We start from the raw sequence: 21,208 nt of genomic DNA, 5'->3' as shown, positions 1-21,208 counted from the left end.
GTTCCGCAAGGAAGGCTTGTTGGCCATGATCCGCTGTTCCATTTACCCTTTCCATAATCGAAGCTAGAACTACCTGCCACGGCGGGGCTATGAGGAAACTGCATGTCTGACCTGGTTCAAACCGAAGTAAAGGAAGGTGTCCTGATCATTACCCTGAACAGGCCGCAAGCCAAGAACGCGATCAATTACGAAACGGCGCAGGCGCTGTTGGCCGTATTCGAGGAGTTCGATGCCCGAGACGACATCGTCCTGGGGATATTGACCGGCGCAGACGGCACGTTCTGCTCCGGCATGGATCTGAAGGCCTTCGCCCAATCCGGCCAGCGTCCCTATGCGGGCGACCGTGGGTTTGCTGGTCTGTGCGAAAAACCGCCCGCCAAACCCCTGATTGCCGCCGTCGAGGGCTACGCCCTGGCAGGCGGCTTCGAGATGGCCTTGTCCTGCGATCTGATCGTGGCCGCCAGCAATGCCAAGTTCGGCCTGCCGGAGGTCAAGCGGGGCATCGTCGCCGGGGCCGGCGGCATGATGCGCCTGCCCAGCCGCATTCCCTATCATCTGGCCATGGAGGCCATTCTCACAGGTGAAATGTTCACAGCCGAGCGGGCCAACAGCTTTGGTCTGATCAACCGCCTGGTCGAGCCCGGCCAGGCGCTGGACGCCGCGCTTGAGCTTGCCCGCATCGTCGCGGCCAATGGTCCGCTGGCTGTGCGCACCGCCAAATCCATCGTTACCCAGTCGCGCGACTGGCGTCAGGCCGATATGTTCGATCTGCAGCGTCCGCGTGTTGCGCACATTTTCACCTCGGCCGATGCCAAGGAAGGCGCTACCGCCTTCGCCGAAAAGCGCAAACCTGTCTGGACCGGCAAGTAAAACCTGTCTTCCATAACGAACCGGCGGGCCTGACGCCCGCCCTTTTTACGATCGAGCATACCCATGACAACCACTATCCGAGAAGACGATCTGATCCAGTCCATCGCAGACGCGGTGCAGTTCATCAGCTATTACCATCCTGCCGACTACATCCAGCACCTGGCCCGTGCCTACGAGCGCGAAGAAAGCCCGGCTGCCAAGGACGCCATCGCCCAGATTCTGACCAACTCGCGCATGTGCGCCGAAGGTAAGCGTCCCATCTGTCAGGACACCGGCGTGGTCAATGTGTTTCTCAAGGTAGGTATGGATGTGCGCTTTGACACCCGCCGCAGCATGCAGGAGCTCTGTGACGAAGGCGTGCGCCGCGGCTATCTCAATCCGGACAATCCCCTGCGCGCCTCCATCCTGACCGATCCGCTCTTTACCCGCAAGAACACACGCGACAACACGCCCTGTATTGTCTCCGTCGAGCTTGTCGAAGGCGACAAGGTCGACGTGCAGGTCGCCGCCAAGGGCGGCGGCTCAGAGAACAAGTCCAAGTTTGTCATGCTCAATCCCAGCGATTCGCTGGTCGACTGGGTGCTCAAGACCGTACCCACCATGGGCGCAGGCTGGTGTCCGCCGGGCATGCTGGGCATAGGCGTAGGCGGCACGGCTGAAAAGGCCATGCTGATGGCCAAGCAGTCGCTGATGGAAGACATCGACATGTACGAACTGTTGCAGCGCGGCCCGCAGAACAAGGTCGAGGAACTGCGGATTGAGCTGTACAACAAGGTCAACGCACTGGGCATTGGCGCCCAGGGCCTGGGCGGCCTGACCACGGTGCTCGATGTCAAGATCAATACCTTTCCCACCCACGCGGCATCCAAACCCGTGGCAATGATTCCCAATTGTGCGGCAACGCGTCATGTTCATTTTGAGCTTGATGGCTCAGGCCCGGCTCAACTCACGCCCCCTTCGCTGTCGGACTGGCCCGATGTGCACTGGGCACCCGATTACAACAAGTCGTTGCAGGTGGACCTGAACACACTGACGCCGGAGCAGGTTGCCAGTTGGAAGCCGGGTCAGACGTTGCTGCTGTCAGGCAAAATGCTCACTGGTCGCGATGCGGCTCACAAGCGCATTCAGGAAATGCTGGCCAATGGCGAGCAACTGCCGGTGGATTTCACCAATCGCGTTATTTATTACGTGGGGCCGGTCGATCCTGTACGCGAGGAAGTGGTGGGCCCCGCAGGCCCGACCACCTCGACCCGCATGGACAAATTCACCGATATGATGCTGGACAAGACAGGGCTGATATCCATGATCGGCAAGGCCGAGCGCGGTCCGGTGGCCATCGAGTCCATCCGCAAGCACAAATCAGCGTACCTGATGGCGGTGGGGGGCTCGGCCTATCTGGTCTCCAAGGCGATACGCGGCGCGCGCGTCGTGGCCTTTGAAGACCTGGGCATGGAAGCAATCTACGAATTCGATGTCAAGGACATGCCTGTGACAGTTGCGGTCGATGCCCAGGGCGTGTCGGTGCACGATACCGGCCCCAAGGCCTGGAAAGCGAGGATTGCCGAAATTCCGCTGGTTCCAGTGGCTTGATAACGCAACGGGCCGGTGTGTGATCGTTTAAAGATCAAGCACCAGCTTGCCTGATTTCGCGCGGGAACAGCAGGCCATCAGGCGGCGGTTCTCGCGCTGCTCCGCAGGGCTCAGGACGCTGTCGCGATGGTCGACGTCGCCATGCAATACGCCGACCTCGCACGCGCCGCACAGGCCTTCTTCGCAATCGCTTTGCACATCGATGTTCGAGGCGCGCAGTACGTCCAGCAGTGTGCTGTCGTTGGCCACGTTCAGCGTCAGGCCGGAGTTCTTCAGTTCCACCACAAAGGCTTGCTCCCTGCTGGGATCGAGGGTGGCCGATACGCTGACAAAATGCTCGATATGCAGGGCAGTGTCGGGCAGGCCGCGCGCGGCCACGGCACCCTGCAGGCTCGACAGCATGCGCGTTGGGCCACAGGCATAGATCTGAACGCCGTCGTCTGCTGAGGCAAGCAGGGCGGTGAAATCGTTGCGCTGGCCTTCCTGGCTGATGTACAGGTGCAGCTTCTCGCCATGTTCCTGGAGCAAGGCATCGTGGAACGGCAGGGCCGCGCGAGACCGGCAGCTGAAGTGAATGTCGTACGGCAGATTCAACGCGCGCGCGCGTTGTGCCATGGCCATGATGGGCGTAATGCCTATGCCGCCGGCAATCAGCAAAATGCGCGTTGTCGTGTCTTCTTTCAGGTGAAAGTGATTGCGTGGGCCACGCACACGTACGTTTGCTCCCGGCTTGGCGAACTGATGTATCCAGGCGGAGCCGCCCCGGCTGTCCGGGTCGCGCAGGATGGCCACTTCCCACGCCGAGCGGTCATCCAGCCGGCCACAGAGCGAGTATTGGCGCGACAGGCCCGTATCCCCGCACTCAATGTCCAGGTGGGCGCCTGGCGTCCATTGCGGCAGTGTTGCGCCAGTGGGCGACACCAGTCGCAACAGCAGAATATCTTGCGCGACCTGTCGCGCCGACTGCACGCGCAGATCACGCACAACGTTTTTGGCAAGGGGGGCGCCCAGCCGAACTTCCTGATTCGAATGCAGCACACCGGGGTTGGTGCGTTCCGGATTCAGGGCAGGATCCCACGCCACGACAAGATTACGCGGCCCGCGGAACGCCAGGTTATGGACGTATTGGTAGGTTTGGTCGGCAAGGCGCATATGCGGCAGGCGTCGCGCCAGTTCGCCGATGATGATCTGCATTTCCATCCGCCCGATATTCTTGCCCAGGCACTGGTGCGCGCCGAATCCGAAAGTCAGGTGCTCAACGGTGTTGTCGCGGCGGATATCGAAAAAGTCCGGGTCGCCGAACTGGCGCGGGTCGTGGTTGGCCGACGATACCACCAGCAGCAGGCGCGAGCCAGCAGGGACGGCCACGCCTTCGATCTCTACATCGCGCGTTGCCCGGCGGCGCCAGGAACCGATTGAGCCATTATGGCGCAGGCACTCTTCAACGGCTGGCGAGATCAGCCCGGGATTCTCGCAAATATCGCGCCAGTCATTGGGGTGTTCGAGCAGTAGTTTGATGGCGTTGGCCGAGGCGAAGGAGGTCGACTCATGGGCCGCCACAATAATCGCCATCATCATTGAATGCAGATAGGAGTCTGTCACGACATCGGGAAACGCTTTCTGCTGCCTGATCGAATAGCGCATCCATCCCGGGCCGTCCGGCGTACGCTTCATTTTCTCGAGCACTTCGCCGGAGAACTTCCAGAACTGGCCGACGGTATGCGCGACAGACTCGCGTTCTTGCGGGGTAGGGCGCCCGAAAGCATTGATGGTATGCGCGATGGAAAACCGATGCATGGTCTCGCGGTCCGAATCGTCGTCGATACCGAGAAAGTGCAGCGCGACGGTGAACGGTACGTCCCACAGTAGCTTTTGCATGAGATCCACGCGTCCGTCATCGATGAAGCCATCAATGGCCTGTGTGACCAGCCGCCGCACCATGGGTTCGTGCTGGCGCAGATGCTCGGGCGTGAAAGGCTCCATCAGTACACGCCGACGCGCCATATGCACAGGCTCGTCCTCGTTGACCAGGGTGCGGTTCATCGCATAATCGTACTGCTTGAGAATGGCGGCGGCTTCAGCAGAAGGCTCGCCAACCGGTTCGAGCACGTTCGAAGGGCTGTAGGTGATGGGGTCTCTGAAGATATCCTTGATGGCTTGATAGCGCGTGACCACCCAATAGTCCAGCTTGGGGCTGTAGAACACGGGCTGTTCCTCGCGTGCCCATCGCACGAACTCCGAGGGGTTTTCCATATAGGCATCCTGGAACGGATCGAACTCGGACGCTTGCCGGGCAAAGGGGCAGCCTTGCGCCTGAGCGGGTGCTCCGGTGTGTGCGTTATGGGCGATGGGACAGGACATGGGGGCTTGATTGAGGTTGTTCATGGATGCCATCCTCCGGCTGAACGTGTCATGCGTTGCGCATTTCACGCCTGAAAAATACTATTTGCGTAATCCTAACACGCATTGCGTAAATAATAGAGTATAGAAAACCCTAGCTATATACTTGTCGATTCTTCATTCACCCGTACGATTTATGACTGAAAGTAAGCCAGAAGCCGCCCCAACGCGCGGCCGCCGCCAGCGCGTACAGGCTGCAACCACCGGAATGGCGGTGCTCAATGGCTTGGCACGTTTGGGCGGGCGGGCCAGTCTTACTGTGCTGGCCAAGCATGTGTCCGAAAACCCCGCCAAGGTGCACCGCTATCTGATCAGCATGATGGAAGAGGGACTGGTCGCGCAGGATCCGGTGTCGCTTCAGTATTACCTGGGTGCGGGCGCCATCCAGATCGGGTTGGCTGCCATGCGTCAGGCCGATCCCATTCGGGTGGCCGAGCCGGCGCTTGTGCGTTTGCGTCAGTCCCTGGAAATGACCTGTTTTATTGCTGTCATGGGCAACAAGGGGCCAACCATTGTTCGTTTCGAAGAGCCTGGCTTGCCGGTTACCCTGAACGTAAGGGTTGGATCAGTGCTGTCGTTGTTGTGGTCGGCCACCGGGCGGGTGTTTCTTGCCTACCTCGAAGATTCCCGTGTCGAGAAGCTGGCGCGCGAAGAGCTGGCCCAGATGTCGTCGTCGCAAAAAGCGGTGCTTGGTGAAGAAGACATGGTAAATACCCTCAAGCACGAGGTCCGCAGCGCAGGAATGGCAGTCGTGAAGGACACCAATCTCGCTGGCATCAGCGCTATTGCAGTGCCCATCTTCGATTTCTCTGACAAGGTATCCGCTGTGCTGACGGTGCTGGGTGCGACCGGAAGTTTCGAGGCCAATGCCCACAGCCATGTCGCCCAGGCAATGAGAGTGGAAAGCAGCGCCATCAGCGCTGCCCTGGGACACGAGGACTGAAGCCTGTCAGGGGGCGTACCCCGTTTAAATCCCGTTGGTTCACGGATTGTGTGCCCGAGGGGGCAGGCTGGGGTTTTTTCGGGCTTGTTTGAATTACGCACTGCGTATATATTTTACGCTTATAAGTTCGAACCACGACAAACCCGAGAGGAAACAATGAGCAAGTTCAATAAATTCGTGTCGGCCGCCCTGCTGGCATTGCCTTGCATGCTGCTATCTGCCCCAAGTGCCGCGGCCTATCCCGACAAGCCCGTACGGTGGCTGGTGCCCTACGCTGCGGGGGGCGGTTCGGATTTTCTGGCCCGCACGATCGGCAATGCGCTCTCTCCCCTGCTGGGGCAGACCGTGGTCATAGAAAACAAGCCGGGCGGCAATACCGCCATCGCTGCCAGCGAAACGGCACGTTCCTCGCCCGACGGTTATACCGTGCTGTCGGCAGATAATGGCACCCTGGTTTTTAATCCGGCCCTTTACAACAAACTCAGTTACGACCCGGCCAAGGATTTGGCGCCTGTCACGCTGCTGGGGCGTTTCCCCATGATTCTGGTGGCCGATCCGAATGCCGGCATCAATAGCGTTCAGGATCTCATTGATCAAGCGAAAGCCAGCAGCCAGGGCTTGAACTATGCATCGGCGGGAGCGGGCAGCCCTCACCACCTCGCCATGGAGCTCTTCAAGTCCGAGCTTGGCCTGAACATGGTTCATATTCCCTATCGTGGTGCTTCTCCAGCATTGACCGATCTTGCTGGTGGACAGGTGCCGGTCATGATGGTGGACCTGGCTGCGGGGGCGGGCTTTATCAAGGGTGGCAAGGTCAAGCCGCTGGCAGTCGCGAACCCCGAGCGCTTGCCGCAGTTGCCGGATGTGCCAACTTTCGCAGAGCTGGGTTACAAGAACATTGTCGCGGCAGCGCATGTAGGCATGGTGGTTCCTGCAGGCACGCCCCAAAGCGTGATCGACGCGCTGAATAGCAAGGTGGTCGCCGCGCTCAACGAGCCCAAGGTGCATGACACGCTGATTGAGTTTGGCGTGGAACCAGTTGGCAATACGCCGGCTGAATACACTGCGCTGCTCCAGGAAGACACCGCAAAATGGCAGAAGCTGATTCGGGATCTGGGGACCCAGCTGGATTAAGCCGGACACGATCGCGCCGCGCCTGTGGGCGACGTTACAGCGGGCTTTGCTGCAGTGCCAACCCAAAATGGCCAGCAACCGCCTGTTCCGCCTGCTGGCGTGCGGCGGCCAGCATTGCGCCATTGCCTGCCGTGCCTTCCACTGTGAAGAAGATAACGTCCTTGAGCCCCACCGTGGCCAGCACTGCCTTGAGATAAGGTGTCAGAAAATCAGGTTGGCGGGCATGGGGGCCAGCTACCGGTCCGCCGGATGCCATGGCCACATACACCGGCCGGTCGCGCAATGCGCCTATCTTGCCCTGCGGCGTGATCTGGAACGTGCTGTGCGCGCGGACAACGTGATCGATCCAATTCTTTAGCCCGGCAGGCACGGTGTAGTTGTGCATGGGGGTGGCGATCACGAGGCAGTCGGCACGATCCAGCGATTGGATAAGCCGGCTTGATGCGGCCAGCGTACCCGCGGCTGGCGTGTGCTGATGCCCGGCGTGCGGTCCGCTTACCGCGTGGGCATAGTCGTCATCCACATGCGCGAGCGTTGTCGCGTCCAGGTTTTCAAGCGTCACAGGTTCGGGATGAGCGCACTGCTGCAAATGACGTATGACGCTATCCGAAAGCAGATTGCTTTCAGAGGCGGCGCCGCGCGGGCTGCTGAGAATACGCAGAATGTGCATATAAAGATCCTAGGGCAGGGGTTTGCTGAATCGCATGGCGCCGGTCAATAGCCCTTGCCGGAAATAAAAGCGCTGGGCCAGCGCATTGGACAGGCCTGTGTCCAGTACAAAGCGGGCGCAGCCGGCCTTGCGGGCAAAGCCCTCCACGGTTTCCAGTAGTTTCGCTCCCCATTGGCTACCGCGCAGGGGCTCGGCCACGACGAGGTCATCGACATACAGAAAGCGGCCATAAACCAGATTTTCCTGATAGCGATAGCCCGCCAGCGCAATCGGTTCGTCGGCCTGCCAGGCGGCCAGCAGCCGGTAGTCCTCGGCGCGCATCCGGTAGAGTCTGCTCATGAAGTCTTCCTCGTCGCGCAGGTGGGGTCTGAGCTGTTGCATGATGGGAAAACAGGCGCGCAGCTCGCGTTCGGTATCAGCGTGCTCGATGACGGTGTCAGGGAATGTGCCCGCTCCCGTCTTGGCGGCGAGTGTCGTGTTGTCTTTCAAGATGGACGTCCTTGCTTTCATGTGCTGTATCAATGGGGATGGCCGGCAATACCCATGCTAAACGTCGGATGCCCTTCTCAAAAGAGCCAAGAATTGACGTTTGAGTTAGGCCATGAAGCAGTTCGACGCGGCCGCTATACTGCCCGGGCAGGGGCCGCTGTCGGGGAGCCTTGCGTTTCAGTATTTCATTCAGGGCAGTGTGCCGGCAACGCGCTGGCCAAGCTGGGTGACATAATAAAGCTACCGATGACATGACATTTTTTCAGGCTATGGAAAATCCCTGCTCAGCCGCGTTGCTCTCGGTCGACCCTGCCGGATCGGAACCGCTTTACCGGCAGCTGTACGGACGAATCCGTGGCGCCATCACAGAAGGCGTGCTCAAGCCCGGAGATCGCATTCCGTCCGCTCGGGCCTTGGCCAAGGAGCTGGGGCTCGCGCGCGGAACCATCGAGATGGCCTATGGCTTGCTCAGCGCCGAAGGATATATCCAGTCGCGCGGGCAGGCGGGAACCATTGTGACGCCGGGTATCCACATGTCGTCCGCGACGGCCAGGCCCACGCAGCGCGCGCCGACGCAGTTTGTGGAGGTTGCCACGGCGTTTGGCGGCTCGCATCCGGATGACCCCGACCCGTCGAGAGAGATCCCTCCCTTCCAGATGGGGTTGCCGGCACTGGATGCCTTTCCCCGCAAGATCTGGGCGCGCCTGGGCGCACGGCAGTTGCGCGGCACGCAGCCGCCAGACATGAACTATCCCTCGCTGTTTGGCCTGCCGGCGCTGCGGCAGGCGATTGCCGCCTATTTGCTGGTGGCGCGCGGCATAAGCTGCAGCACTGAACAAGTGTTCATTACCTCCGGCTATCGCGACACCATGCAGTTTATTATGCAGACCTTGCTGACGCCGGGCGACCGCGTCTGGATGGAAGACCCGGGCTACCTTCCCACACGCGAATTGCTGGAGCGCGCGGGCCTTCACCCTGTTCACGTGCCGGTGGATGCAGAAGGGATGGTGGTGCGGCAAGGCATAGCGCTAGCCAGCGCTGCCCGCGCCGCCGTGGTCACGCCCGCGCATCAAAGCCCGCTTTCCATGTCGCTGTCGTTGCCGCGTCGGCTGGATATACTGGATTGGGCAGCGCAGGCGGGCGCATGGATTGTTGAAGACGATTACGATGGCGAGTACCGGTATGCCAGCCGGCCGCTGCCTGCGCTGACCAGTCTGGACCGACGGGGCAGGGTGCTGTATGCCGGCACCTTCAGCAAAGTCATGTTTCCGGGTATTCGGCTGGCTTACCTGGTGGTGCCCGAAAACGAAGTTCTGCGTTTTCGGGAAACCAGACAGGTCTTCGCGCCCGGCATTCCATCGTTGACCCAGAAAATGGTTGCAGCATTTATGGCCGAAGGGCATTTTGGCCGTCATATCCAGCGCATGCGCAAGCTTTATGCGGAGCGTCGCGACGCGACCGCCACGGGTCTCATGCGTGTGCTCGGCGGCCACATGCAGGTGGCGCCGCAGCCTGGGGGCATGCACCTTCTTTTGCGCATGCGGGAATCGCGGTCGGACGAAGTGTTGGCCGCGCGCATGCGCGAGCACGGCATGTATGCGCATGCCTTATCCAACTGGGCCGTCTCCACCTCCGTCGAGCCAGGCTTGCTGCTCAGTTTTACCAATATTGCTACGCAGGAGCGGGCAGAGGAACTGGGCAGGCGTATCCTGGATTTGATATAGCCCGTGCCATGCGGGCACGCGAGGGGCAGCCTTCGCCTCGCCTTATGACCAAGACCGCCGCCGCGATGGGCAAACCCAATGGCGCAGGAGCCAGTCCGGGTGCGTATGGCGTGCAACGGAAATCATGGCCTATAACAAAAATCTTTTCATGGTGCTTACTGTGTAGACCAAGATGTTCCATCATTGGGCCGTGAACGATGTCAGGATTCACACCGCCGGAACAGCCGGCGCTTTTATCAGTAAAGGAATCAAGATGACCCAGCGGTTGAATTATTTCCAGGCCTCTCCGGCCCCCGCCAACAAATTTCGGGAACTGAGCATGCTGCTCGCCGGCAGCCCAATTGCCAAAGAACTGCAGCACCTGGTGGATATCAGGGCGTCGCAGTTGAATGGCTGCGCATTCTGCGTTGACATGCACGTCAAGCAGGCCAAAATCCACGGTGAACGCGAGTTGCGGCTGCACCATATTGCCGTTTGGCGTGAGTCGCCGTTGTTTACCTCCCGCGAGCGAGCCGCCCTGGAATGGACGGAAGCGGTCACCAAACTGCCGCCACATGGCGTGCCGGACGAAATCTACGAGTCCGTCCGTCAAGCGTTTTCAGAACAGGAGCTCGCCGAGCTGTCGTTTCTGATCGTTGTCATCAATGGATGGAACCGCATGTCGGTGGCATTCCGGGCGGAGCCGGGCTCGATGGACGCCGCGTACGGGCTGGACAAGGCCGGGCTGAACTAGCCCTGTGCGGCGCCGGCCAACCTTGCTGGCGTCGTCGGATTTGGCGCTGGAAGCGGTGTTCCACTGCCGTGGCACCGCTATAGCACGGGCCCATTGAACCATCGTTAGCGTCTGGCAAACTACCCCTTGCGCAAAAGCGAATTCAAAAGCCTGCGAATTACAGGCATGCTACCCCTATTATGTAACCCATACTTTGGGGGAAAGCATGTCAACTCAAGACCTCAGCGCCTGGTTGGGTCGCAGTGAAACCTGTGAAGACAATCTCGACCTTGGGCATCTCGACAAAGTGGCCCTGGCCCTGAACGAACCGGCGCCGGCGCAGGGCGATCCGTTGCCGTTGCTCTGGCAATGGTGTTTTTTTGTGAAAGGCGTGCCATATGCCGAAACGGGCGCCGACGGCCATCCTCGCCGTGGCGGCTTTCTGCCGCCTGCGGATGGTCGCAACCGCATGTGGGCAGGAGGGCGGCTTAAGTTCTACGAATCCCTGCGTGCAGGCGTGCCTGCGCGCCGTGAATCCACCATTCTGGCTGTCAAAGAGAAAACCGGCCGCACCGGAAAACTGCTGTTCGTCACCGTGGGCCATCAGTACATTCAGGCCGATCGCCTGTGTATCGACGAAGAGCAGGATATCGTCTATCGCGAGCCCAGCCCTCCCAGGCTGCAGGGCAGCGATGGCGCGCCGGACGCGCAATGGTTCGACAAGGTCGAGCCCCAGCCGCTCATGCTGTTTCGCTATTCCGCCGTCACCTTCAACGGGCATCGCATTCATTATGATTATCCCTATGCCACCCAGACAGAAGGCTATCCTGGCCTGGTCGTGCATGGACCGATGCTGGCCACGCTGATGTGCCGCGCCTTTACGCGGGCCAATCCGGACAAGACACCCGTGTCTCTGGCATATCGAGGCCTGCGCCCATTGATCGCGCCCACGCCGTTTCGCGCGGCTGGCCGCATCGATGAGGCAGGCAAGGCAAGTTTGTGGGTAGAGCAGGATGGGACATTAGCTCATCAGGCAGAACTGGAGTTCAAAGCGTGAGTAGTCAGCAACAGACCGCAGTCGGGGGCAACACGCCACGGCCACTGGACGGTATTACCGTCATCAGCATGGAGCATGCCATCGCAGCACCGTTTTGTACTCGGCAGCTGGCAGATCTGGGCGCGCGCGTCATCAAGATTGAACGGCCAGGCGTGGGGGATTTTGCGCGTGGCTACGATGAACGGGTCAAGGGGCTGGCTTCGCATTTTGTCTGGACCAATCGATCAAAAGAAAGTCTTACGCTTGACCTTAAACGCCCCGAGGCCCGCGACGTTCTCGGCAAATTGCTGCAACAGGCCGACGTGCTGGTTCAGAATCTGGCGCCGGGTGCTGCGGCCCGCCTGGGATTATCGTACGAAGCCCTGGCGCCCGATCATCCACGGCTTATCGTCTGCGATATATCGGGCTATGGCCAGGGCGGCGACTATCAGGACAAAAAGGCCTACGATCTGCTTATCCAGAGCGAAAGCGGCTTTCTGTCGGTCACCGGGTCGGCTGACCAGCCTGCCAAGGCTGGGTGCTCCATTTCCGATATCGCCGCAGGCATGTATGCCTACAGCAGCATTCTGTCGTCGCTCTTGCTGCGCGAACGCACGGGGCAGGGCTGCCGGCTTGATGTATCGATGCTGGAAAGCATGGTGGAGTGGATGGGTTTTCCTATGTATTACGCCTTTGATGGCGCGCCGCAGCCGCAGCGCGCGGGCGCTTTCCACGCCACGATTTATCCTTATGGGCCTTTCCCGGTGGGCGATGGCAGCGAAGTGATGCTGGGCTTGCAGAACGAACGAGAGTGGGCTGCATTCTGCAAAACGGTGCTGCAGCAGCCGGAGCTGGCTACCGACGAACGCTTCAACGCCAATTCTCGCCGAGTCGCCAACAAGGAGGCTTTGCGGGTGCTGATTGTCACGGTGTTTGCAGCGCTGACGCGGGATCAGGTCATTGCCCGGCTGGAAGAAGCCGCCATCGCAAACGCCAGTGTCAATACCATGGCCGACGTCTGGCAACATCCCCAGTTGGCGCAGCGCGCGCGCTGGCGAACGGTGGACAGCGAGGCGGGCGCATTGCCTGCGCTGGTGCCGCCGGCCAGCAGTTCGGCCTTTCAGCCGCGTATGGATCCTATCCCGGCATTGGGCGAGCATTCGGCTGTGATCCTGGCTGAGCTCGGTTATAGCGAGACGCAGGTTCGAGCGTTCGCCGAGCAGGGCATTATCTAGGTCGGCGTGTTGGCGATCCTTGCAGTGGCAGTACATTGATCGCCATCCTGCAGGCTGATCAGCGGCGAGGGTCGTCCGGGATGCGCGTAATCGCCTGATCCGCGCAGGCCGCAATCAGGTCGGGCAATGTACCCTGCGCCAGCTTGAGGCCAGGTGCGAGATCGGCCAGCGGCCTGAGCACGAAGGCGCGCTGATGCATGCGTGGATGCGGCACGGTCAGGTCAGGGTCATCAATGTGCCAGTCGCCATACAGCAAGAGATCCAGATCCAGTGTGCGAGGCGCGTTTCGGTATGGGCGCTCCCGACCATGCGCCTGTTCTATGCGCTGCAGCATTGACAGCAGGGCGTGCGCGTCAAGCGCGGTATCGAATTCGGCGACGGCGTTGACATAATCAGGCCCCGATGCGTCTACCGGGGCGCTGCGATACAGTGGGGACAGCCGGAATGTACCTGTGCCTGCGGCATCTTCCAACTGCCCGGCAGCCGCCAACAGGACCGATTGCGCTTCGCCAAGGTTTGCCCCCAGGCCTATATAGCAGCGTGTCATAAGGCCTGGCTCAGTTTTCTGTCGACGGTGCGGACTTGGCCTGCTGGTCGTGCGGAGTGGACCGCTTGCGTCCGCGGCTGCGCCGGCGCTTGGCGCCCGCAGGCCGTGCACGCTGCGTAGATTGATAAGCCTCTATCATGTCGGCGCGCTGACCGTCATCGGCATTGGCCAGATCCATCCACCATTGTGCCTGTACGCTGTCAACCTCGCGGGCTTCGGCTCTTAATTGCAGAAAGTCCACAGCGGCGCGAAAGCGCGGCTGATTCATCATGCGCCAGATGGCGCGCGTGTTGACGTGTTCGAAGCGCGCCTGCATAAACCAGATTTCTCGCATATCCGCCTGAAAACGACGCTGGATGGCGAGTCTGCGGGTTTGTTCGTCCATGACGGAGTCTGCCGCCTGCACCAGCGCCTGCGCAACGTGTTCGCCTTTGGCGGTGATTTCTTGCCAGCGTCTGTTGACGAGCTTCCAGAGCAGGGCGGCAAACAGAAAACTCGGGCTGATGGATTGACCGGAACGCACGCGTGCATCCGTGCGGGCCAGCGCCAGGGCAATGAATGCTTCCCCGCCTTCTTCGGCGAATATCTGGTCGATCAAAGGCAGCAGGCCTCGATCCAGCCCGGCCTTGCGCAACTGGCGCAGGCATTCCATGGCATGACCACAGGTCAGCAGCTTGAGGGTTTCGTCGAATAGCCGCGACGAAGGCACATGCTCGATCAGCTCCGCCATGCGGGCGATAGGTTCGGCCGAAGCGGTATCGATCGAACCATCCAGCTTTGCCGCAAACCGTATGGCCCGCAGCATGCGCACAGGGTCTTCGCGGTAGCGCGCCTCGGGCTCGCCGATCATCCGTACGACACGGTTCTTGAGGTCGGCCACGCCACGGTGGTAATCGATGACTTCTTCAGTGAGCGGGTCGTAATACAAGGCGTTGAGCGTGAAATCGCGCCGCGCGGCATCTTCGGCCTGCGTGCCAAAGAGATTGTCGCGCAGAATGCGACCGTACTCGTCGGTGTGCTCCTCGCCATTGGCCATGGCCCGGAATGTCGAGGTTTCGATGATTTCTTGCCCGAACACCACGTGCACGAGCTGGAAGCGCCGTCCGATGATGCGTGCGCGACGGAACAGCGGACGCACTTGTTCGGGGGTTGCATTGGTTGCCACGTCGAAGTCTTTGGGGACCAGGCCCACGATCAGGTCGCGCACCGCGCCGCCCACGATATAGGCTTCGTAGCCTTCGCTGCGCAATACTTCGCAAACCTTGATGGCATGTCGCGATACATTGCGGCGGTCGATGCCGTGCTTATCGCGTGAAAGACGTTCAGGTCCACGCGGCGCCGACGCAAAGAGGCGCTCCACGAAATTTTTTATTGTTTGCTTGAGCATGGCGGTATTTTAGGACTTTGCGTCCTGCATGTCCTCGAACAGGTCCAGCACCCTCCAGCCACGCTCAAGCGCCAATGTGCGCAGGGTCGGATTGGGGTTGGTGGCGACCGGGTGCGTTACGGCTTCGAGCAGGGGTAAATCGTTGTGCGAATCACTGTAGAAATAGGACGCGTCGAAGTCTTCCAGGCTCCGACCCAGGTCGGCCAGCCATTGGTTGACGCGCACGACCTTGCCTGCCTGGAAGCTTGGCACGCCCGCAATGCGGCCGGTGTAGCGGCCTTCCTGCATTTCGGGAATGGTTGCAATCAATTGCGGGATACCGAAAGTCTTGGCGATGGGTGCGGTCACGAATTGGTTGGTTGCCGTGACAATGGCGCACAGGTCGCCGCGGTCTATGTGATGTCTGACCAGCGCTTCGGCGCGTGGCAGCACTGAGGGCTGTATGACTTCTTCCATGAATGCGTTATGCCAGTCATCCAGTTCGGCTGGCGTGGCCCGTGCGAGCAGGCCCAGCATGAATTCGGCAGATTGTTCCGCAGTCAGGTTGCCTGCGTTGTAGCGGTCCATCAGTTCCTGGTTGCGGCGCTGCGCTTCGATGGGGTCGCCGGCTCGCCCTGTGCGTGCCAGGAAGTCGGCCCATTGATAATCGCTGTCAAGGGGAAGCAGCGTGTGATCAAGATCGAATAGGGCCAAGTGTTGCGTAGTGGTCATGACAAAATGGATTACAGGATTTCGCCTAGAGTTGATCGGGTTCGGGCCTGCCGCGGGTGTCGTCGACGGCAGGCTGGCCGGACGCGAGCAGGTCTTTGAGCAGCGGAACAGTAATTGCCCGCTTTTTCTCGATGGAGTAGCGATCGAGCGCTTCCAGCAACGCGCTCAGCAGCCGCATATCGCGCGAATAATGGGTAAGAATCCAGTTGACAACCTCTGGCGCCAGCCGCAGCCCGCGCTCGGATGCCCTGGTTTCCAGTGCTTGAGCGCGATCATCGTCCGACAACAGTTCCAGTCTGTAGACCAGATCCCATCCCAGGCGGGTACGCAGGTCTTCGCGCAGCGGCAGTGCCAACGGCGCGCGATCACCCGCCAGCACCATGGCAAATGCCTCATTCGTCGTGGCCACCTCGCGCCAGCGATTGTACAGGGCAAACAAGGCGGTTTGGTCGCGTTCGTCCATGAGTTCGACGTTATCGATGGAAACCAGCCGGTAAGGAAAGGTATCCGCGCTGGCCAGGGCGGACAGCGTTGCGGCTGGGCCATCGGGCCCTACATACAGGGCATCGTCCTGCTGGGCGACGGCTTGCAACAGGTGGCTACGGCCTGCGCCGGGAGCGCCCCACAGGTACAAGGCATGCCCTGGCGTGCAGTGGGCAAGCGCGTGGAGCACGGCGGCATTCTGGCCGGCCACGAAATTTTCCAGTGATGGCGGGGAGGGCGGCAGAAGGTCCAGTATGAGTTGCTGAGTCATGATTATTTCGGAGCGGCACGGCGCGCGGGTGAAATTGCCGCGTTCATCGTAAAATCTACCCTCTGGTTCAATTAAACATGCAATTCTTGCACATCCCACGGCTTTTCTCATGACAAACAAACAATCCGCTTCCATGACCTACCGCGATGCCGGGGTCGACATCGACGCCGGGGATGCCCTGGTTGATCGCATCAAGCCACTTGCGGCCCGCACCATGCGGGCTGGCGTCATGGCGGGCATAGGCGGGTTCGGCGCCCTGTTCGAAGTGCCGCCCCATCTCAAGCAGCCTGTGCTGGTGTCAGGCACCGATGGCGTGGGCACCAAGCTGCGCCTGGCTTTCGAGTGGAACCGCCACGACACCGTCGGCATCGATCTGGTCGCCATGAGCGTCAACGACATTCTCGTCCAGGGCGCAGAGCCGCTGTATTTTCTGGATTATTTCGCTTGCGGCAAGCTGTCGGTGGATACTGCCGCCAGCGTGGTCGGTGGCATTGCACGGGGCTGCGAGCTTGCAGGTTGCGCGCTGATCGGCGGTGAAACAGCCGAAATGCCTGGCATGTATCCGGACGGCGAGTACGATCTGGCCGGTTTTGCGGTCGGGGCGGTAGAAAAATCCCGCATCATCGACGGCAAGTCCATCGCCGAAGGCGACGTAGTGCTGGGCCTGGCCTCCAGCGGCGCCCATTCCAATGGCTACTCGCTCCTGCGCAGAATTCTCACTCACGCCAATGCGCGTCCGGGGCAGGAACTCGACGGCCGCCCGCTCGAAGACGTCGTGATGGCGCCTACGCGCATTTACGTCAAGCCCGTGCTGGCGGCGCTGGCCGAGCACGGCCCGGCCATCAAGGGCCTGGCCCATATCACAGGCGGCGGTCTGCTCGAAAATGTGCCGCGCATTCTGCAGCCTGGGTTTGCCGCAACCTTGCATCGCGACGCCTGGGTCATGCCAGAGCTGTTCACCTGGCTGCAGGAAAATGGCGGCGTCGAAGACAACGAAATGCATCGTGTCTTCAACTGTGGCATAGGCATGGTCATCGTGGTCGCGGCGCAGGATGCCGACGCAGTCATGGCCACACTCACGGCGCAGGGCGAGCAGGTCAGCCGTCTGGGCGAGATCGTGGTCCGGGAAAGTGCCGACGCGCCACAGACGGTCGTCATCTAGCTCACGCGCATCCGGAACCCGGGTTGAATGCGCACCGTACGGCTGCCAAGGGGGCTGTGCATTTGCGTGAGTGGGCTGCGAGCGCGCATCCCGGATCACCTGGCCTGTCAAGGCCAATAGGCAGAGGCCTTATCCACCACCTGTGCCGCGGTATTGTCGGCCAGGCAGTCCACCGTCAGGCGGTCCGGCTGCGAGCGCAGCCATGTCAGTTGTCGCTTGGCCAATTGGCGAGTTGCGGCAATGGCGCGCTCCACGGCGGTTTCCAGGCTGCTCGCCCCATCCAGATACTCCCAGAGCTGGCGATAGCCCACGCAACGCACCGAGGGCAGACCGGGGTGCAGGTCCGGCCGGGCGTGCAATGCGGCCACTTCCTCCACCAATCCCTGGTCCAGCATGCTGCGATAACGCTGTGCGATACGCGCATGCAAAACCAACCTGTCCGAAGGCTCCAGGCTGATCGTTATGTATTGATGGGCCTGATCGGGCTGCGTTGAGGGCGAGCGCGCTGCTTGCAGCCAGGCTGACATGGGTTTGCCACTGATGCGATAGATCTCTATGGCGCGCTGCAGACGCTGGCTGTCGTTAGGAGACAGCCGCGCGGCCGTGACGGGATCGTAGTCGGCCAACTGGCGATGCAGGCCCGGCCATCCGATCTCGGCGGCTTCACGGTCTATCTGTGCGCGTATTTGCGCATCTGCTTCCGGCAGGGCATTCAGGCCCTCTCGCAGTGCCTTGTAATACAACATGGTCCCACCGCACAGCAGCGGAAGCCTGCCCCGTGACAGGATGTCGCCAATCAGCTGATTGGCATCCCGTTCGAACTCGGCGGCGGAATAGCTTTGCGCCGGGTCGCGGATGTCCAGCAAATGCTGGGGCACGCGCGCCTGTTCCGACTTGCTGGGTTTGGCCGTGCCGATGTCCATGCCGCGGTAAATGGTGGCTGAATCCACATTGATGATCTCCACGGGCCAGCGTGCTGCCAGCGCGGAGGTGGCGGCGGACTTGCCTGCGGCTGTGGGGCCGGCAAGGCAAAGAATGGGGGTGGTCATGGGCGGGTTCTTCCTGTACCGCGCATCACTGGCCACGCATGAATAGCTTGTCCAGTTCGCCAATGCGCCATTGCACCCAGGTGGGACGCCCGTGATTGCATTGATCGGCGCGCTCGGTGGCTTCCATCTTGCGCAGCAGGCCGTTCATCTCATCCAGCGTGAGGCGGCGATTGGCGCGAACCGAGCCATGGCAAGCCATGGTCGACAACAATTCGTTGCGTTGCTCTGTCAGGCGTGGCGACATCCCTACCTGGGCTAGGTCCCGCAGTACGCCACGCGCAAGGGATTCGATATCACCGCCCGCCAGCAGCGCCGGCACGGCGCGCACGGCGACGGCGGTAGGACCCGCGGCCCGTATGCTCAGGCCAAGCTCGGTGAGAGTGTCTTCGTATTCTTCGACCAGGCCGATTTCTTTTTCACTGACTGTAAAGACTACCGGCACCAGCAATTCCTGGCGGGGGAGTTCGCGCGCGTCCATCGCGTGCTTGAGCTGCTCATAGACTACGCGCTCATGGGCTGCGTGCATGTCGACCAGGACCAGCCCTTGTTGATTTTGCGCCAGAATATAGATGCCATGCAATTGGCCCAGCGCCATGCCCAGCGGGTATTCTGTTGCGCCAGGCTCAAAGGGTGATGCGCCAAGGGGGGGCGTGCCAAAGGGCGATGGTGGCAGGGCAGAAGGCCGGGGCTGATCGCTGCGGGACGCTGGGGCCCCATCTTGATGTCCATAAGGCGCGAAGGCGTCTTCCAGGCCGGAGGCGCCGCCTTGCGGACGGTAAAACGATTGCCAAGCCACACCGCCGTCGCCATGCAGATTAAGGCGCTGCTGCGAGCGGTAGACATCGGTGCCTGGCCTTCCGGCGCCCCAGCCTGCCGGATTGGACGGGCCTTGGCCTGGCCTTTCGTCGCTGCGCAGGTCTGCTCCGGATCGCAGGTTCTCGGGGTGGGCGTGAGCGGCCCAATGCCCGGCGTCGCGATCCATGGAGGAAGGGGTGTCCGCCCCGGCCGTGCCGGGTGCTGCATCAGTGTTGGCGAGCACCTGCCCGCCACCGCCCGCCAGCGCATGTCCCAGCGTCTGGCTGACAAAGCGATGCACCGCGCCGCTGTCGCGAAAACGTACCTCGTGCTTGGCCGGATGGACGTTGACATCGACCGTGGCCGGATTCACCGACAGAAACAAGACATAAGCCGGTTGGCGGTCGCCATGCAGGACGTCGGCATACGCCTGTCGCACCGCGTGCGACACAGTGCGATCCTTGACGTAGCGCCCATTCACATAAAGATATTGTTTGTCTGCCCGCGCCCTGGCGAAGGTTGGGCGGCCGATGACGCCTTCGAGCGAAATCAGGCCCTGCTCGCGCTGCACCCCCAGGCATTGCTCGACAAACTCGCTGCCCAGCACTTCCCGAACGCGTTGAGCCACGTCGCTGGCGCGCCAATTGCGTTGGGCCTTGTCATTGTGGAACAGGCGAAAGGCAATATGGGGATGCGCCAGTGCGATACGTTCGAAGGCGTCTACGCAATGCCCATATTCCGTCGCTTCCGAACGCAGAAATTTGCGGCGCGCGGGCACTTCGTCGAACAGCTGGCGGACATCGACGGTGGTGCCCACGGAGCCGGATGCGGGGGCCGGGTCATCGAATGCAGCGCTAATCTGCCAGGCGTGTGGTTCATCGGCCGTGCGCGAGGTGAGCGTCAGGCGTGATACTGACGCCACCGATGCCAGCGCTTCGCCCCGAAACCCCATGGACCCGACCGATTCGAGTTCATCCAGCGAAATGATTTTGCTGGTGGCATGCTGGGTTAGCGCAAGACTGAGTTCGTTGGCCGGTATGCCGCTGCCGTCATCGCTGATGCAAATGCGGCGGATGCCGCCGCCATCGAGGCGAACCTCGACCGCGCGGGCGCCCGCGTCAATGGCATTTTCCATCAGCTCTTTAAGCACCGAGGCGGGGCGTTCGATCACTTCGCCCGCCGCGATCTGGCTGACCAGCAGGTCGGGCAGGGGGGCGATGCAGCGTCGTTCAGACATGGTGTCAATCCGATTCGTCATGGTGTGATTTTAGCCGTTCGTTCGCGGCAAGTTGCTGCGTGGAATACACTGGGATTTTTTCCGGGGCAATGCCCCACGCACGATGTCGGGAAACTATGCTTGATCTTGTAAATATGATTCTCCATATAGACCAGTTCCTGGGCGAATGGGTCGTACAGTACGGAGAATGGATATACCTGGTGCTCTTCCTGATTATCTTTGGGGAAACAGGCCTGGTCGTGCTGCCGTTTTTGCCCGGTGATTCACTGCTGTTCATCGCTGGGGCATTTGGCGCAAGCGGCATGCTGGACCCGGTGTTATTGGCAAGCCTGCTTATCCTGGCGGCGGTGCTGGGCAATACCGTCAATTACCACGTGGGCCGCTACATTGGACCAAAAGTGTTCACCAGCCGTGTGCGTTTTCTGGACCAGCGCGCGCTGCTGCGTACTCATGTGTTTTACCAAAAGCATGGTGGCAAAACCATTATCCTGTCACGATTCCTGCCCGTTTTCCGGACGTTCGCGCCCTTTGTCGCCGGGGTTGGCATGATGAGCATTGTCCGTTTTCAGCTATTCAACGTGATTGGCGCGGTAATTTGGGTCGGGGGGCTGGTGACTTTGGGTTACTTCTTCGGCAATGTCCCTATCATCAAGGAGCACCTGAGCACCATTGTATTGGTGGGTGTCAGCGCCGCCGTCGTGCCGGTGGCGGCCGGGGTGCTGTGGAAGCTGTTCAAGAAAAAGACGTCGGAGTCCTAGCCGCT

General features: G+C 60.8%; 19 protein-coding genes. 10 read left to right on the top strand and 9 right to left on the bottom strand.

Going from position 1 to position 21,208, the window contains the following annotated elements:
* Window positions 1-102: 102 nt before the first annotated feature.
* Together ERE07_RS03960 and ERE07_RS03955 are read left to right on the top strand one after the other, a co-directional pair.
* On the top strand, window positions 103-870 hold the full coding sequence (locus ERE07_RS03960; protein WP_130007483.1) for a crotonase/enoyl-CoA hydratase family protein: 768 nt from the start codon (window positions 103-105) through the stop codon (window positions 868-870).
* A gap of 63 nt (window positions 871-933) precedes the next feature.
* Complete coding sequence (locus ERE07_RS03955) at window positions 934-2,460, top strand: fumarate hydratase (RefSeq protein ID WP_130007482.1); 1,527 nt, start codon at window positions 934-936, stop codon at window positions 2,458-2,460.
* A gap of 27 nt (window positions 2,461-2,487) precedes the next feature.
* On the opposite strand, the gene ERE07_RS03950 is transcribed toward ERE07_RS03955, so the two are convergent.
* Window positions 2,488-4,845 (bottom strand): cytochrome P450/oxidoreductase, encoded by a 2,358-nt coding sequence (locus ERE07_RS03950; protein WP_425330946.1) that lies wholly within the window; start codon window positions 4,843-4,845, stop codon window positions 2,488-2,490.
* A 151-nt stretch (window positions 4,846-4,996) separates the two neighbouring features.
* Here ERE07_RS03950 and ERE07_RS03945 point away from each other — a divergent pair, with 151 nt between their 5' ends.
* A complete protein-coding gene (locus ERE07_RS03945) occupies window positions 4,997-5,803 on the top strand; it encodes an IclR family transcriptional regulator (RefSeq protein WP_130007480.1) in 807 nt (268 codons plus the stop codon).
* A gap of 156 nt (window positions 5,804-5,959) precedes the next feature.
* Complete coding sequence (locus ERE07_RS03940) at window positions 5,960-6,937, top strand: Bug family tripartite tricarboxylate transporter substrate binding protein (RefSeq protein WP_130007479.1); 978 nt, start codon at window positions 5,960-5,962, stop codon at window positions 6,935-6,937.
* Between the two features lie 34 nt (window positions 6,938-6,971).
* Here the strand turns inward: ERE07_RS03940 and ERE07_RS03935 are convergent, their stop codons facing one another.
* Window positions 6,972-7,607, bottom strand: a complete 636-nt coding sequence (locus tag ERE07_RS03935) for an FMN-dependent NADH-azoreductase (protein WP_130007478.1) — start codon at window positions 7,605-7,607, stop codon at window positions 6,972-6,974.
* A 9-nt stretch (window positions 7,608-7,616) separates the two neighbouring features.
* On the bottom strand, window positions 7,617-7,988 hold the full coding sequence (locus ERE07_RS03930) for a GNAT family N-acetyltransferase (RefSeq protein ID WP_245153446.1): 372 nt from the start codon (window positions 7,986-7,988) through the stop codon (window positions 7,617-7,619).
* Between the two features lie 359 nt (window positions 7,989-8,347).
* On the opposite strand from ERE07_RS03930, the gene pdxR reads away from it, so the two are divergent.
* The 4 genes from pdxR to ERE07_RS03910 all read left to right on the top strand — a co-directional run bounded on the left by pdxR (window position 8,348) and on the right by ERE07_RS03910 (window position 12,803).
* Window positions 8,348-9,820, top strand: coding sequence for a MocR-like pyridoxine biosynthesis transcription factor PdxR (pdxR, locus tag ERE07_RS03925; protein ID WP_245153388.1), 1,473 nt, complete (start codon window positions 8,348-8,350; stop codon window positions 9,818-9,820).
* Between the two features lie 253 nt (window positions 9,821-10,073).
* Complete coding sequence (locus ERE07_RS03920) at window positions 10,074-10,553, top strand: carboxymuconolactone decarboxylase family protein (RefSeq protein WP_130007476.1); 480 nt, start codon at window positions 10,074-10,076, stop codon at window positions 10,551-10,553.
* Window positions 10,554-10,758: 205 nt separating this feature from the next.
* Complete coding sequence (locus tag ERE07_RS03915; RefSeq protein WP_130007475.1) at window positions 10,759-11,589, top strand: HTD2 family dehydratase; 831 nt, start codon at window positions 10,759-10,761, stop codon at window positions 11,587-11,589.
* On the top strand, window positions 11,586-12,803 hold the full coding sequence (locus ERE07_RS03910) for a CaiB/BaiF CoA transferase family protein (protein ID WP_280634351.1): 1,218 nt from the start codon (window positions 11,586-11,588) through the stop codon (window positions 12,801-12,803). Before ERE07_RS03915 ends, ERE07_RS03910 begins: the two co-directional genes overlap by 4 nt.
* Window positions 12,804-12,861: 58 nt before the next feature.
* Here the strand turns inward: ERE07_RS03910 and folK are convergent, their stop codons facing one another.
* Genes folK through hda form a run of 4 tightly spaced genes read right to left on the bottom strand, consistent with a single transcriptional unit; the run spans window position 12,862 to window position 16,202 of the window.
* A complete protein-coding gene (gene folK, locus ERE07_RS03905) occupies window positions 12,862-13,350 on the bottom strand; it encodes a 2-amino-4-hydroxy-6-hydroxymethyldihydropteridine diphosphokinase (RefSeq protein ID WP_130007474.1) in 489 nt (162 codons plus the stop codon).
* 10 nt (window positions 13,351-13,360) lie between these two features.
* Window positions 13,361-14,737 (bottom strand): polynucleotide adenylyltransferase PcnB, encoded by a 1,377-nt coding sequence (gene pcnB / locus ERE07_RS03900; protein ID WP_130007473.1) that lies wholly within the window; start codon window positions 14,735-14,737, stop codon window positions 13,361-13,363.
* 9 nt (window positions 14,738-14,746) lie between these two features.
* Window positions 14,747-15,448 carry an HAD family hydrolase gene (locus ERE07_RS03895; protein WP_130007472.1) on the bottom strand — a complete coding sequence of 234 codons (702 nt, stop codon included), beginning with the start codon at window positions 15,446-15,448 and terminating at the stop codon, window positions 14,747-14,749.
* Between the two features lie 25 nt (window positions 15,449-15,473).
* Complete coding sequence (hda, locus tag ERE07_RS03890; protein WP_130007471.1) at window positions 15,474-16,202, bottom strand: DnaA regulatory inactivator Hda; 729 nt, start codon at window positions 16,200-16,202, stop codon at window positions 15,474-15,476.
* A gap of 109 nt (window positions 16,203-16,311) precedes the next feature.
* Here hda and purM point away from each other — a divergent pair, with 109 nt between their 5' ends.
* A complete protein-coding gene (purM, locus tag ERE07_RS03885; RefSeq protein WP_130007470.1) occupies window positions 16,312-17,364 on the top strand; it encodes a phosphoribosylformylglycinamidine cyclo-ligase in 1,053 nt (350 codons plus the stop codon).
* A gap of 107 nt (window positions 17,365-17,471) precedes the next feature.
* Here the strand turns inward: purM and miaA are convergent, their stop codons facing one another.
* Both miaA and mutL read right to left on the bottom strand, forming a co-directional pair.
* The gene (gene miaA, locus ERE07_RS03880) at window positions 17,472-18,413 is read right to left on the bottom strand and encodes a tRNA (adenosine(37)-N6)-dimethylallyltransferase MiaA (RefSeq protein ID WP_130007469.1); all 942 of its coding nucleotides are present in this window, start codon (window positions 18,411-18,413) and stop codon (window positions 17,472-17,474) included.
* Window positions 18,414-18,438: 25 nt separating this feature from the next.
* Complete coding sequence (mutL, locus tag ERE07_RS03875) at window positions 18,439-20,445, bottom strand: DNA mismatch repair endonuclease MutL (protein WP_130007468.1); 2,007 nt, start codon at window positions 20,443-20,445, stop codon at window positions 18,439-18,441.
* Window positions 20,446-20,561: 116 nt separating this feature from the next.
* Here mutL and ERE07_RS03870 point away from each other — a divergent pair, with 116 nt between their 5' ends.
* On the top strand, window positions 20,562-21,203 hold the full coding sequence (locus ERE07_RS03870; protein WP_130007467.1) for a VTT domain-containing protein: 642 nt from the start codon (window positions 20,562-20,564) through the stop codon (window positions 21,201-21,203).
* Window positions 21,204-21,208: the final 5 nt, after the last annotated feature.

It is taken from the genome of Allopusillimonas ginsengisoli (genome assembly GCF_004153455.1).
GTDB classification, from domain to species: Bacteria; Pseudomonadota; Gammaproteobacteria; order Burkholderiales; family Burkholderiaceae_B; genus Allopusillimonas; species Allopusillimonas ginsengisoli.
The sequence above is the reverse complement of the archived record's forward strand: the minus strand, read 5'-3'. Positions and strand labels throughout refer to the sequence as shown.